General features: G+C 40.7%; 18 protein-coding genes. 7 read left to right on the top strand and 11 right to left on the bottom strand.

Features of this window, described 5'->3' with window-relative positions:
• Window positions 1–73 precede the first annotated feature (73 nt).
• Window positions 74–544 (top strand): hypothetical protein, encoded by a 471-nt coding sequence (locus tag ACRPLQ_RS05160; RefSeq protein ID WP_165636364.1) that lies wholly within the window; start codon window positions 74–76, stop codon window positions 542–544.
• Window positions 545–602: 58 nt separating this feature from the next.
• Here the strand turns inward: ACRPLQ_RS05160 and ACRPLQ_RS05155 are convergent, their stop codons facing one another.
• The 5 genes from ACRPLQ_RS05155 to ACRPLQ_RS05135 form a co-directional block, all read right to left on the bottom strand.
• The gene (locus ACRPLQ_RS05155) at window positions 603–848 is read right to left on the bottom strand and encodes a hypothetical protein (RefSeq protein ID WP_050690391.1); all 246 of its coding nucleotides are present in this window, start codon (window positions 846–848) and stop codon (window positions 603–605) included.
• Window positions 823–2,382, bottom strand: a complete 1,560-nt coding sequence (locus ACRPLQ_RS05150; RefSeq protein ID WP_154991918.1) for a sodium:solute symporter family protein — start codon at window positions 2,380–2,382, stop codon at window positions 823–825. Before ACRPLQ_RS05150 ends, ACRPLQ_RS05155 begins: the two co-directional genes overlap by 26 nt.
• Window positions 2,383–2,660: 278 nt before the next feature.
• Entirely contained in the window at window positions 2,661–3,356 is a 696-nt protein-coding gene (locus ACRPLQ_RS05145; protein ID WP_013058211.1) for a FadR/GntR family transcriptional regulator, read from the bottom strand.
• Between the two features lie 225 nt (window positions 3,357–3,581).
• Window positions 3,582–4,211, bottom strand: a complete 630-nt coding sequence (locus ACRPLQ_RS05140) for a CPBP family intramembrane glutamic endopeptidase (protein WP_367076966.1) — start codon at window positions 4,209–4,211, stop codon at window positions 3,582–3,584.
• Between the two features lie 104 nt (window positions 4,212–4,315).
• Window positions 4,316–5,245, bottom strand: coding sequence for a hypothetical protein (locus ACRPLQ_RS05135; protein WP_367076964.1), 930 nt, complete (start codon window positions 5,243–5,245; stop codon window positions 4,316–4,318).
• A gap of 115 nt (window positions 5,246–5,360) precedes the next feature.
• On the opposite strand from ACRPLQ_RS05135, the gene ACRPLQ_RS05130 reads away from it, so the two are divergent.
• The gene (locus tag ACRPLQ_RS05130; RefSeq protein ID WP_367076963.1) at window positions 5,361–5,861 is read left to right on the top strand and encodes a GNAT family N-acetyltransferase; all 501 of its coding nucleotides are present in this window, start codon (window positions 5,361–5,363) and stop codon (window positions 5,859–5,861) included.
• A gap of 73 nt (window positions 5,862–5,934) precedes the next feature.
• Window positions 5,935–6,621, top strand: coding sequence for a YoaK family protein (locus ACRPLQ_RS05125; RefSeq protein WP_176343666.1), 687 nt, complete (start codon window positions 5,935–5,937; stop codon window positions 6,619–6,621).
• A 36-nt stretch (window positions 6,622–6,657) separates the two neighbouring features.
• On the opposite strand, the gene ACRPLQ_RS05120 is transcribed toward ACRPLQ_RS05125, so the two are convergent.
• Both ACRPLQ_RS05120 and ACRPLQ_RS05115 read right to left on the bottom strand, forming a co-directional pair.
• The gene (locus tag ACRPLQ_RS05120) at window positions 6,658–6,867 is read right to left on the bottom strand and encodes a hypothetical protein (RefSeq protein ID WP_176343665.1); all 210 of its coding nucleotides are present in this window, start codon (window positions 6,865–6,867) and stop codon (window positions 6,658–6,660) included.
• A 52-nt stretch (window positions 6,868–6,919) separates the two neighbouring features.
• A complete protein-coding gene (locus ACRPLQ_RS05115) occupies window positions 6,920–7,678 on the bottom strand; it encodes a DeoR/GlpR family DNA-binding transcription regulator (protein ID WP_014458988.1) in 759 nt (252 codons plus the stop codon).
• A gap of 164 nt (window positions 7,679–7,842) precedes the next feature.
• Here ACRPLQ_RS05115 and ACRPLQ_RS05110 point away from each other — a divergent pair, with 164 nt between their 5' ends.
• Complete coding sequence (locus tag ACRPLQ_RS05110) at window positions 7,843–8,718, top strand: Cof-type HAD-IIB family hydrolase (protein ID WP_165636356.1); 876 nt, start codon at window positions 7,843–7,845, stop codon at window positions 8,716–8,718.
• A 28-nt stretch (window positions 8,719–8,746) separates the two neighbouring features.
• On the opposite strand, the gene ACRPLQ_RS05105 is transcribed toward ACRPLQ_RS05110, so the two are convergent.
• Together ACRPLQ_RS05105 and ACRPLQ_RS05100 are read right to left on the bottom strand one after the other, a co-directional pair.
• Window positions 8,747–8,977: a DUF3953 domain-containing protein gene (locus ACRPLQ_RS05105; RefSeq protein WP_028414710.1), complete on the bottom strand. Its 231-nt coding sequence runs from the start codon at window positions 8,975–8,977 to the stop codon at window positions 8,747–8,749.
• 11 nt (window positions 8,978–8,988) lie between these two features.
• Window positions 8,989–9,954 carry a 2-hydroxyacid dehydrogenase gene (locus ACRPLQ_RS05100; RefSeq protein WP_028414711.1) on the bottom strand — a complete coding sequence of 322 codons (966 nt, stop codon included), beginning with the start codon at window positions 9,952–9,954 and terminating at the stop codon, window positions 8,989–8,991.
• A gap of 126 nt (window positions 9,955–10,080) precedes the next feature.
• On the opposite strand from ACRPLQ_RS05100, the gene ACRPLQ_RS05095 reads away from it, so the two are divergent.
• From ACRPLQ_RS05095 to ACRPLQ_RS05085, 3 genes are all read left to right on the top strand, one after another.
• The gene (locus ACRPLQ_RS05095; protein WP_432231835.1) at window positions 10,081–10,563 is read left to right on the top strand and encodes a DUF2500 domain-containing protein; all 483 of its coding nucleotides are present in this window, start codon (window positions 10,081–10,083) and stop codon (window positions 10,561–10,563) included.
• A 153-nt stretch (window positions 10,564–10,716) separates the two neighbouring features.
• Window positions 10,717–10,914, top strand: coding sequence for a hypothetical protein (locus ACRPLQ_RS05090; RefSeq protein WP_165636353.1), 198 nt, complete (start codon window positions 10,717–10,719; stop codon window positions 10,912–10,914).
• A 77-nt stretch (window positions 10,915–10,991) separates the two neighbouring features.
• Entirely contained in the window at window positions 10,992–11,432 is a 441-nt protein-coding gene (locus ACRPLQ_RS05085) for a DUF5391 family protein (protein ID WP_165636352.1), read from the top strand.
• Between the two features lie 72 nt (window positions 11,433–11,504).
• Here the strand turns inward: ACRPLQ_RS05085 and ACRPLQ_RS05080 are convergent, their stop codons facing one another.
• Both ACRPLQ_RS05080 and ACRPLQ_RS05075 read right to left on the bottom strand, forming a co-directional pair.
• Entirely contained in the window at window positions 11,505–11,639 is a 135-nt protein-coding gene (locus ACRPLQ_RS05080) for a hypothetical protein (RefSeq protein ID WP_255293408.1), read from the bottom strand.
• Between the two features lie 127 nt (window positions 11,640–11,766).
• Window positions 11,767–12,378: a transglutaminase-like domain-containing protein gene (locus tag ACRPLQ_RS05075; protein ID WP_165636351.1), complete on the bottom strand. Its 612-nt coding sequence runs from the start codon at window positions 12,376–12,378 to the stop codon at window positions 11,767–11,769.
• Window positions 12,379–12,406 lie beyond the last annotated feature (28 nt).

Below are 12,406 nucleotides of genomic sequence, written 5' to 3'. Positions count from 1 at the left end.
ATGTCCATTTCTCTATTGGATTTAATCTCCTAAAATTATACAATATAGTCAAGAAGCCAAAAGGAGAACCAATATGATTGGATTAATTCTTTCTATTTTAGTATTTAACGTTCTTGCTTTTAAAACAAACAAGCGCTTCACAGCAAATCAAATTGTACACATTTGGATGTTCACCATTGCTGCTCAGCATATCTTTGACGTCTTCATTAATTTCAAATTTCACGGCTACTGGTATTTTACACAAGAGACGGACTGGCAAGGTATTTTTGCCTATACTGTTCTCATTCCGCCTGTAAACATGCTTTTTCTTACCTACTATCCCCTTGCCGGGAAACTCACAAAAAAAGCCGCCTATATTTTATTTTGGTCGGTTGCTGTTTTACTTTATGAAGTAGTGGCTCTTCTCCCTGCTCCTTGGGGTTATTTTCACTACGGATGGTGGACGTGGTGGTATTCGCTTCTGCTAAATCCACTGTTGTTTTGGATGGTGGTGCAGTATTACCGGTGGGTGTGTAAGTTGGAGAGGAATTCTAGACCAATATAAGTAATTAATGAAAGAACAGCTTTTCTGCAAAAGAAAAGCTGTTCTTTGATGAAATCTATTATTTTAAAGCGCTATCCTTCTTCTCCCTCACGAACTCCACCACAGGCCCGACAATAATACAAATCCCTGCGATAATCAGCCAGCCAAACGCCAGATACGTCCAACCTTTAAAAAAGGAAAGCGTATATTGATAGCCCGTTAAAAACATCACGCCTGGAAACAAGAGGACAAATAAGAATGTAAGTCCCAGCGCCCAGCGCGTACATAGCTTTGCGTCTTTATTTAACTGTTGTTGTGGATCCATACGCCACTTCCTCCCTTAATGGTTCATCTCCATGTTCATCAAAGCTTTTGAATTTGTCTTTTAGTTCATCAAAGTCAAATTCTTTTTTAGCAAGCAAGCCGTGTCCAATTGATATGACCCCACTGATGATAAAAACGGTAGAATTTCCAATAAGCATTGGATACAGTCCGCCAAGGGCTTCCACATTAATGTGACCATTAATCACGTAAGCAGATGTGTTCCATGCGATAACGCCTCCGATCATTCCTAACAGCGCGCCGTAAAATGCACCTGTGTTCGTCGCTTTTTTCCACATCAGTCCAAGCGTGACGGGAATAACGGCTCCGCTGACGAAAATACCCATGGCCATATACACAAACCCAAGGCTAATTCCTAAGTAAAACAGTAAAATGGAAAACACGCCCATCGCCAGCCCAAAGCCAAGCGTCACTTTTCGCGACGTGCTTAAGATTTTTTTACTGCTTGCTTTCGGGTTGATAGAACGCAGGTAAATGTCCGTTACGATAATATTCGTGATTGCCGTTAATTCAGCCGCTCCTGTCGACATTACTGCCATAAACAGCATCGTTAAAAACAAAATAGAACCTAGATTTCCAAGCACGTGTGACGCCATAACGGGTGCAATGGAATCTGGTGAATCAACCGCAATTCCAAGACCAGCGGCACTTACGCCAAGGAAAGTGGCAACGGCAAAGGGAATCGAAAACCAGGCAATTCCGCCGTAAATATACGCTTTTGAAGCAGCGCTGTTTTTACTTGCGATGGCACGCTGCCAGTAAGCTTGATCCACAAAGACCGTACCGAAGTTCCCGATAATATTAATCATCCCAAACAAAAGGCCCGGCACCGATGCCATCGTAAGCATATGCTGTGACGAAGGCAGATTTTTCAGCCCTTCGTACACGCTTGTTACGCCGAACTTATAATAGACGGCAGCAGCAAAAATAAATAAAATAATGAAAATAAAAACAGTGTTAAAATAATCAGCAACAAATGAGGCTTTTAAACCGCCAATCATGGTGTAGATGGTAAACGTAAGAGGAATTAAAAAAGCGGCAACAAAAATATTCATCCCAGTAAGAGAGTTTAAAGCAATGGCTCCTCCTAAAATAACCATGGCGGTCACAATAATATTTGTCATAAGAGCAAAGCCAAGCATTAAACGATGATTTTTCACGTCGAAACGCTGTGCAATAAATTCTAAAAACGTATGAGCGTTCGGTGCTTTTTTCTTCAGGTTAATCGCTACAATGGCAAACAGCAAAATTTGAATGCTTGCTCCCGCTGCGTACCAATACGGTCCGCTAATGCCGTACTGATACCCTGTGGAAGAAGACATCATTAACGTAGCGGCCCATGTCCACGCGGCAATAATGGACGCACTCGCCAGCCCAACGCCTACATTTCTTCCGGCTGTACTAAACTGCTCAGCCGTCATTTCCTTTCCTTGACGGCGCTGCATCATAATTGTAACGGCCGTAAATCCTCCTCCAAAAATCAGTAAAATCAAATATCCGACGCTTGATGAAAGCATCTTATCCCTCCTCTTTCTATAAATGTTAGATTTACTAACATAAGTATGTAAATAAAAGTAACATTTGTTAATAAAATACCACGTCGTAAAATTATTAACAATACTGTATTTTCTGATGATTAAAGAGTATAATTAGATATTTTCTCCTTTCACACACAAAAAAGCCGGCACATTTGCACCGGCTTAAGCATAAATTTCCGTTTTCATCGTGTGCTATTTCCTCACATGAATGGTCTGATTAATAAAAAACGACAGCCACTCGGGCTGTCGTTTTTTTATTATTGAGATACCATTACTTTTTGGCGAACGTGCTCTAAGTGATCACGAACCGCTTCTGCTGCTTCTTCTGGCTCTCCATTTTTAATCGCTTCAAAAATGCGTTCATGGTCAGCATCCGTTTGCTTGCGATTTTCTTTTTGGCTTTTATTTAACGAATAAGCAAGCGCTTTTCGATATAAATGCCCTAAATCTTCTACAGCATGAAGAAGGAATGAATTATGAGCTGCTTTCACGATATCATGGTGAAAACGATAGTCTGCTTCATGTCCAATTTCTTCACTGTTATGAACCGTCTTTTTAAATGCTTCTAACGATTCTTTAATTTCAATCAGTTCTTCATCTGTGCGGCGCAGCGCGGCTAGGCTTGCTGCCTGCGACTCAATGATAATACGCATTTCAATTAGTTCAAGAACCTGATCTGCTTCAACCATTTCAAACGTCATTGGATCAAGCATGCCCACTAAGTTTACACGCTTTACGTAGCTTCCTCCGCCTTGTCTTGATTCAATCAATCCACTGGCAGAAAGAACGCTTAGCGCTTCACGAATCGGTGCGCGGCTCACTCCAAACATTTTTGACAGTTCATGTTCCGACGGTAAACGAGACTCTGGCGGGAACGTTTTCTCTTTAATCATCTTCTTTAATTGATCAAGCACTTGACTAGATACTTTTTTACGCTCAATAGGTACAAACATACTTCTATTCCTCCTCCAAGTAATTATCTCTCTCTCTTTTTTTAGTGTTCATCGGACCCAGATTAACTATGTGTATTCCGATTTATGTAAACGCTTCAATCTTTGTATTACAAGTATACATTATTTCAATTCAAATGTGTTGATAAAATTTTACTATTATTGTTATTATACCATGAAAACAAGTTATAAATGAATAACGATTCATGGTTTTTTGATATAATACCACTATCTTACATATAATCCGTATACAATCATAATCGCCGCATCCGCTAGCGCATGACTGATGATGGCCCCTTTGATACCATATCGCTCTCTTATATACGCCCACATCATACCTGCTGAAAAGACGCCTATTACCGAGATCACATTAAACGGAAATACAAAAACAGGAAGGATAATGAATACGTGATAAAGCGTATAAAAGCTTGATGTGATAGAGCTTGAAGCAAGTACAGAAACATGCTTTTTCACTTTATTTTGTATATACACCCGCCAATACATTTCTTCTAAAACAGGATTAATAAAAATCAAAACGACGGCTAAAACGGCAACTTTCCACCCGCTAAATCCCCATATTTGCAAAACCGCTTGCATATCTTCCACATGAAAGATTTTACCAGAAAAAAGCAGGCTGCTTCCAATTATCACACCGGCACATAGAACTCCGCTCAGAGTTCCCACATACAGAGATTTTTTTGTAAGCGCTACCTTAAAGTTAATTTTATTATTCGCATATAAAATCATAAACATCCAGCCGTAAAAGCAAACAAATGTTACCAACACATTTTGGATAAGCCACAAACCGAAAAAAACAAAGATTGTAGGCATGAACAGCAAAAACAAAAATTTTATCACGTTTATGGCGCACCTTCTTTAAAAGCCGCTTTTCTTTTACCAAGTAAACCTTTCGTCTTCAAAAGGTTTACTATCTTTTATCTTATAAAAGTCCAGTGGTATTTTCAATTATTTTTTAATTCTTGCTCCAGCTCGCGAAGACTTTCTGCCAGCTTTTTCTTTTCTTCTTCAAAGTGAGCATCGTCTTTAAAAGCTGAAGCTAAAGGCGCTGCCTCTTCATTTTCTCTTAGCCAATCCGGCGTCAATTCTCTGCGAACTACACGCTTTTTATTGACGTAGGAAATCGGCTTTTCAGTCTGTTGACTCGCTAGCGTACGCTGTGATGTTACATAATGCTTATGAAAAAGATGCTGTTTGATATAGGCAAACGCTCGAATCGTATCACCGCTGTATTTAGGCACGTAGTGATCGAATGCTTCATGCAGTCCTGATAGTGCCGTTTCTAGTGGTATTTCGCTTTTTGCGACTTCGTACATATGCTTTAAATCACTGGCTGAAGGATACATCCCTCGGTTTCTTCTAGCGATAAAAGCGCCTTCTAACGTTTTAGCGTAAGTGTCATGCGCGTCTTCTTCTTTTTTTATTTGAGTTGTATTTTCTGCTGTAGTCTCTGTTAATGATGCCTTCACTGTGACCGGCTCCGCTGCTTCAATTTGACTAGCCCTTTCTGTCAAATTGACATCTTCGAGCTCTTCAAATTCATCGCTTGGCATAAGCTTTTCTAATTGCTCATAATCAATTCGGTACCAAACCGTGTTGTTAAATTTAGAGCGGTTGTATTTTCCTTTTATAATTAACCCTTCTTTTTCAAGCTTTGAAATGATGCGTTGAATCGTTGAAAGCGACCAAAACGGAAACTGCTGCAGCCACTGCTGATTGGTATTGTATACCCACGTATATCCGTCCTGGACGTTTACGCTTTTTTCAAGCCAGTAGTGAAGCTGCTGAAGAAACAGCGCTCCGTTCACCCCTACTTTGACTGCAAGAGCCCGCAGTACAAGTAACGGCTGATCTTTTAATAATAATTTACTCATTACGTCATCTCCTTTGTTATGTAAAATAGCTACTATATATATACAAAGAAAACGGAAAAGCGGGGATACCACCTTTAAATTTATGTTAAAATATAGAAAAAAACGAGGTGAGCAGATGATACGTCAAGGGAGAATTGGTGATGAAGCGGGCATTGCCCACGTACATGTAGAAAGCTGGAAATCGACTTATAAAGGACTTGTTCCGGGTTCTTTTTTACATTCGTTGAACGCTGAAAAACGAAAAGCCATCTGGAAAAAGCAGCTGGAATCAAATTCTGTTTTCGTTGCAGAAGAAAACGGTCAAATCGTAGGCTTTGCTTCTTATGGTAAAGAAAGAACCAACAAGCATCCTTCCTATACCGGAGAACTGTATGCCATGTATTTACTCACAGAGCATCAGCGAAAAGGAATTGGCAAAGCGCTTATGCATAAAATAGCGCAAGAGCTTGTAGACCGTGATATACATGCGATGCTCACATGGGCTTTTGAACAAAACGGAGCCTGTCAATTTTATGAAGCGCTTGGCGGAAAAAGAATCGATCGCGCCGACGTTATCATTGATGGTACATCTCTATCTGAAGTGGCTTTTGGGTGGGACACACTTGAAAATTTGTAGGACAACTCTCTGGACAGATTTTTTTCTTCACGGTAAACTGTTTAGTTGGTATAAAAAGAAAGGATGACTTACCGTGACGAATTCTACTTATCGAAACATTATTTTGCTCGTTCTTTGCGTAACAGCAGGTATCGTCGATGTGATTGGCTACTTAAGCCTTGGCCATATCTTTACTGCAAATATGACGGGAAACATCGTGCTGCTTGGGTTAGCAATCGGAAACTCGCTTGAAACAACTGTTTTTCATTCCCTCACAGCTTTAGGAGGTTTTATTGTAGGAGTTGTAGGAGCTGCAATCCTAGTTGGAAACAAAGAAAAAACGTTTTGGCCTAAAGCCGTAACGATTGCCCTTGGAATAGAAGGATTGATTTTACTTGTTTTTGCACTTTTATCTTCGTTTTCTCCTTCTTTACACTTAACTTACTTATTTATTTTCTTATTAAGCTCAGCAATGGGTCTTCAAACAACGGCTGCTCGAAAGCTTGGCGTAGCCGGAATTTCTACAACTGTATTAACAGGGACGCTTGCTAACTTCTTTGAAGACGTAACGGCACGTTTTCGCAGCTCTCGCTACCGCAAAACGTTTAACACCGATGCGATTCTTCGCGCGCTGTCTCTTGTGCTTTACTGCTTTGGCGCTGTTATCGCCGCACTTGCAGAGCCTGCTTATAAATTTGAAATTATTTGGCTGCCAATTGTGATTCTATTAGCCATTATCATTTTTGTCAGCACAAAGTTTCGCTCTGATTCAGAAAAATAATAATAAAAGACCCGTTTCGATAAAGAAACGGGTCTTTTATTTTCCGGATAGTGCCGCTAACACGCCAAAAATAATGGCGACCACAGGTCCTACAATAAATAGTCCAATTAAAATCGATCGTATAGCTTCCCATAGAAACCATAAAGGGCCTTGCTTAGACTCTGCTTCTTTCACTCTTTTCTCTAGGTGTTCGACTCTTTGCTGAAGCTTCGCTAATTCCTGCGTAACATCTATTTGTTCGCTCATCGCTCAAGCTCCTTTTTACTCTACATTACCATATACTTCCTTACCAAAACTACTATTTATTTGTGATCACTTCAATGCCGATTTCGCGATAAGCATTTAACACGGTTTCGTTCACATGTTCTTCTGTAATGAGCCAATCTAGTGAGTTGGCTGAGCTGAACGTGTACGTTGAAGACGTATTGAGTTTTTTAGCTGTTACAATAGCCGCTACTTCACTCGCGCTTTTTATCATTTGACTTTTGATGTGCATTTCTTCAAGCAAAGGAATGCTCATACCGATTTTAGGATCGATTGCGTATACGCCTAAAAAACAAAGATCCGCTCGAATTTGCTTAAGCGTATCAACCACGCTTTGTCCTACCGTGACCATCGATTCTTTTCGAAACGTTCCTCCAAGAGAAACAACTTCTACAAAGTCATGTTCCGCTAGTGCAACGGTAATTAACGGACTGTTTGTAATAACCGTAACGTTTAAATTCTTTGGAAAAGCTTTGACGAGCTGAATATTTGTTGTACTTCCGTCCATCAAGAGCACCTGCCCGTCTTTAATTAACGGAAGCGCCGCAACGGCAAGTGAATGCTTAACATCCATCAATTCACGTTTACGCTCTTTGTAATCAACCGCAGACGTGGAACGCGGAAGTGCTCCTCCGTGTACGCGCTGCAGCAAACCGAGCGCGTCCATTTCCCGAAGGTCTCTGCGGATTGTATCTTCTGAAACGTTCAGCGTTTGGCTAAGCGTCGTAGCTACAATGCGCCCTTCTTTTTCAAGCAAATTCATAATTTGTTTGCGTCTTTCTTGTTTTAACATTGCTTGTTCACCTGTTTTCTTTCTGCTTTTTACTTTATTATACTTGTTTCTTTTGTAAAAACAATGTAAAAACGCTTGATTATCAGTGTTTTTTCGTTTATTGTAGGATAAACAAGATAAAACATGCAAAAACAAGTAATAATAGTCAAAGGGAGAGATAGTTTATGAAGATGATTTTTACAGACTTAGATGGAACTCTTTTAAATAGCAGCAGTGAAATTAGCACAATTAATGCAGAAGCAATTAAAAAAGCGCAAAAACACGGAGTTGAAGTCGTGGTTGCTACAGGGCGCGCTTATTTCGACGTGCAGGAAATTTTAAAAAAAGCTGAGCTTTCCAACCTTTGGGTGATTGCCGCAAACGGAGCGACTATTCATGACCCGGACGGACAGCTCAGACATTCTGTTCCAATTGATGACCAGCACGTAAAAGAAGCGCTTCAGTGGCTGGATGCAAACGAATTTTATTATGAAGTGTTTGCTGAACATGCGATTTATACACCAAACTCAGGCCGTGAGCTGCTCGCCATTGAAATTGACCGGGTAAAAAGCGCCAACAAAAACGTGGACGAACAAAGACTTCATCACGCGGCGGCTAAGCAGTACAGCCAAACGGGATTTGCCTTTGTTGCATCGTATGAAGATATTTTAAATACAAGCGCTGAGCTTTATAACGTATTAGCTTTTTCATTTGATGATGAAAAACGAAAAAAAGGCTGGGATCACTTTAGCAAGCAGCACGACATGACCCTTGTCTCTTCCGCTGATCATAACTTTGAACTCGAACACAAAGATGCGTCAAAAGGAAACGCATTAAACTACGTTGTAAAAGAGCTTGGCGCTTCTCTTCACGATACCATTGCCATTGGAGACAGCTTTAACGACGTATCGATGCTGCAAAGAGCTGGAAAAGGAATCGCTATGGCAAATGCGCACGCAGAAATTAAAGCACTAGCTGATGACGTTACATTAACAAACGATGAAAACGGAGTAGCTTCCGTTATTGAAAACGTGTTAGAAACGCAGCTAAAAGCACATTAAAAAAACGCTTGGCAAATGCCAAGCGTTTTTAAATCGTCATGCGATAAAGACCGGCAAACCAGCTGAATAGCGCAACGAAAAACAGCAGCCACGCGCTGGTTTTCTTTCTTTTTTGCCACTCAATTGCTCCTAAAACTAGCATCGTTAAGCCTAGGAGTATATTTAAAAGCGAAAGGAACTGGTCATTGTGAGTGAGCATCATATAAAGAGCCAGTCCAACCGTAATAATTGAAAAAATAAGCTGTAATGCTTTTAACAAAAAATCTCTTCTTACTTGTAGTTCACTTCTTCATTCACGCACGTCACTAAAGGCTTTTTCTCAAGACCTAAAAGCAGGTTCTGTACGGCTAGATCTGCCATGCGATTGCGCGTTTCGTACGTAGCGCTTCCAATATGCGGCGTTACTAGCACATTTGAAAGCTGCAGCAGCTTGTGATCTGCCGGAAGCGGCTCTGGATCTGTTACGTCCAGTGCGGCATACGCAATTTCTTCATGTTTCAGCGCTTCGTACAGTGCTTCCGTATCCACTAATCCCCCGCGCGCTGCGTTCACAAAATACGCACTGTTTTTCATAGCTTTAAATTCCGCTTCTCCAAACATGCCTTTGCTTTCATTTGAAAGCGGCACTAAGCATACGATACAGTCAGCTGTGTGAAGCAGCTCTTCAAATGAGAGGTATACGGCATCAAGCTCTTTTTCGGCTTCATGCTTGCGGCTTCGGTTGTGGTAAACGATGTTCATCCCCGATGCCTTTGCTCGTCTGGCAACGGCGCTTCCGATATCGCCCATTCCAACAATACCAAGCGTTTTTCCAAATAAATCAACGCCAAATACCGTTTCCCAGTTTCCTTGTTTCACTTTTTCATAGCCTTCATGAATGCGGCGAGCTGCTGACAATAAGAGACCAAACGTTAAGTCTGCCGTTGCTTCTACTAGCACTCCTGGCGTATTGCTAAACGGCACCCCTTTTTTGGTACACGCTTCGACATCTACACTGTCATACCCGACACCCGATTGAGAAATAACGCGCAGATTCGGTGCTGCTTCTAACAGTTCTTCATCTACTGTAATGTGGCCGATATTAAAAAAGCCGTCAGCATCACGAAGCCAGTCGCGCAGCGTTTCTTGTGGAATCTTCCCTTCTCCTTCCCACATTTGAATATCGCAGTGTTCCGCTAGCTTTTCGTAAGCGTTTGGCCACGTCTTTCCAGACATAACAACTTTGTATTTCCCCATGTTGATCTCTCCTTTTCCTTGTTCACTCATATGTATGAATAGTAACTAGCTATCCTATCATAAGACTACTATAAAGATGAAACTTTTTCCATTCAGGAACCGTATTTATAGTAAGGGGGAATACGAATGTTTGAAGATGAAATGATATTTGAAGATGACCCGTCCGGAGATGACATTGTTTTTGAAGGTGATGCTGACCTAAGCGGAGGCGCTTTTTTTCCAGACGATGCGTTATTTAACGGAATGCCTACGTTTGTTATGCTATTTTTTGTTATTGTTATTGGTATTTTCTTATTTTCTATTTTTAAAGGAATCAGCACGTGGAGAAAAAATGAGCAGTCTCCCCGTCTATCTGTAAAAGCAAAAATTACGGGCAAACGGACAAACGTCCAGCACCATAACAGCCATGCTCACGAACATCACCACTCTCATACGTCTACAACTTACTACGTAACCTTTCAATTTGAAAGCACCGACCGCTCTGAATTTACTGTTTCAGGCAGCGAATACGGCAAGCTTGCAGAAGGTGATGAAGGAATACTGACGTTTCAAGGAACTCGTTTTTTGGATTTTCAAAGGAATCCAAGTAAAGAACATACAGATGCTTAGCTTATGACCTCGTGCTTTTAGAGGTCTTTTTTACTGGAGTGAGGCATTTATACAGCAAACGAACTTTTTGTGCCCTTTTTACACTTTAGAAGAACGTTAATCCGTATAAAAACATACCGTGTAACACATTCATTTAAGCAGGCAGGTGATTTTATGTATTCTCCTTATTCAGGCAGCGGTATCTACTACGGACATTACGGAGAGGCCCCTCATTCGCACCCTATTCAAACAATACTGACGCAATACTGGCACGAAACACACTATCCAGGCCCACACAAAAAATATGTTCACGTGTATTATCTCAACCCATCTTCTCTTCATTATTATTCAGCTTATCGAACATTTTTGTAAAAAATTGGTGATTTCCAGACTTTTATATTGTAAAATTAATCCATATACTTTTAATTTGGAAAGGAGGTTAACAAACAGTGCGTAATTCTACAGCAAAAAATAGTGTGGCGATCACCACTTTGCTTTCCGCCCTATTTTTCTGCTCTATCATAGTTCTTGCTTCGCTTTCTCCTTTAGCAGATTCAGGCCCCAACGTTAATACGTTCGGCTCAGTTGGGATGTGGTTATCTCTTGGCATGATTCTATTTTTATATCTGTTGCCTTTAGCATTTTATCTGCTAGGAATGCATTTCTTAAAATTTGTGATGGCTGCTTTTTGCAGCATTGGACTTTTAATCGCTGCTAGTACTCTATTACTAATGCCGGCTCTGTTTTTATTTGGACTGGAAGATTTCTCAGGAAACTTAGCTTCCATCATAGGTGTAGTGATTTCTTGCTTAGGCTTACTGATTACGAATATTGTGTGGTTTGTTGCTGCGTTTAAAAGACCGTCAACCACTATGCAGGAAAGCGTTTAAAATGGTGAAGAGATGGCATACTAATTTTTCAGTTAAAGACGAATAAAATGGAGAGATGAGCTGAACCGCTTGTTACACCGCTGTTGATTTCCGTGCAAGACTTCGCTTTCCGCGGGCGGCCGGTGAGCCTCCTCGTAGCTTACGCTCCTGTGGGGTCTCACCTGTTCCGCTTTCCCCGCAGGAGTCTTCGTCTTGCCCTCCAATCACCAGCTAGAAGCAGCCACATACATGAAACTATCAATAAAAAATCCGAACGAATTTCATTCTCTATTAAGGTTCTCCATTCATCGTTCGGATCTTCCTTCAACTAAAATACGTTTATCCCAGCCGCTTTTTATAGCTCGGTAGGCAAGTAGTGCAAATACATATCCAAGCAGTCTTCGTGCTGAGACAACACGTCCATTGTTTCTTTGCGAGGTTTTGTATAAATAGTCGCATAGTCTACTTCACCCTGTGTAGGATTTACTGGAAAAGCCAGTTTTTCTTTTTTTAGCGAAAAGTCGGCTTGCACTCCTTCTTTATTTCCTCTCGCGTCTAATCGAATCCATTTCTCTTCACTTTTGATGTAGACAGCATTTAACGCATGAATACAGTAGCCTGTGTCTATCGTATCCCCAAGGATTAATCTTTGATAACAAAAGCCTGTCGGAATCCCTTCTGCACGCAGCAAAGCGGCTAGTAGATTAGATTTGCTGTAACAAATTCCTTCCTTTTCTTTTAAAGCCTCTGAAGCCGTTTTCGTGATGATTCTGCTTTGAATATCCCATGAATGAGAAACTTCATCTCTCACAAACTCATACGCTTTTTTTATGTACGCTATTGGAGAATAAGGCGAACCGCTTTTGAGTTCACGTACCTTTTGTTGAATCAAAGAATGTGTAAAATTCACTTCAGGAAGTTCTTGCGTGTAGTCTTCTTTTTTTAACGATTCACAAATTAACTTCATTTACTTTTTTCCTCCTCTTATCTTCACT

The organism is Priestia sp. TRN 1309, from assembly GCF_050846875.1.
Classification (GTDB): Bacteria; Bacillota; Bacilli; order Bacillales; family Bacillaceae_H; genus Priestia; species Priestia zanthoxyli.
This window is presented reverse-complemented; position numbering and strand designations above follow the sequence as displayed.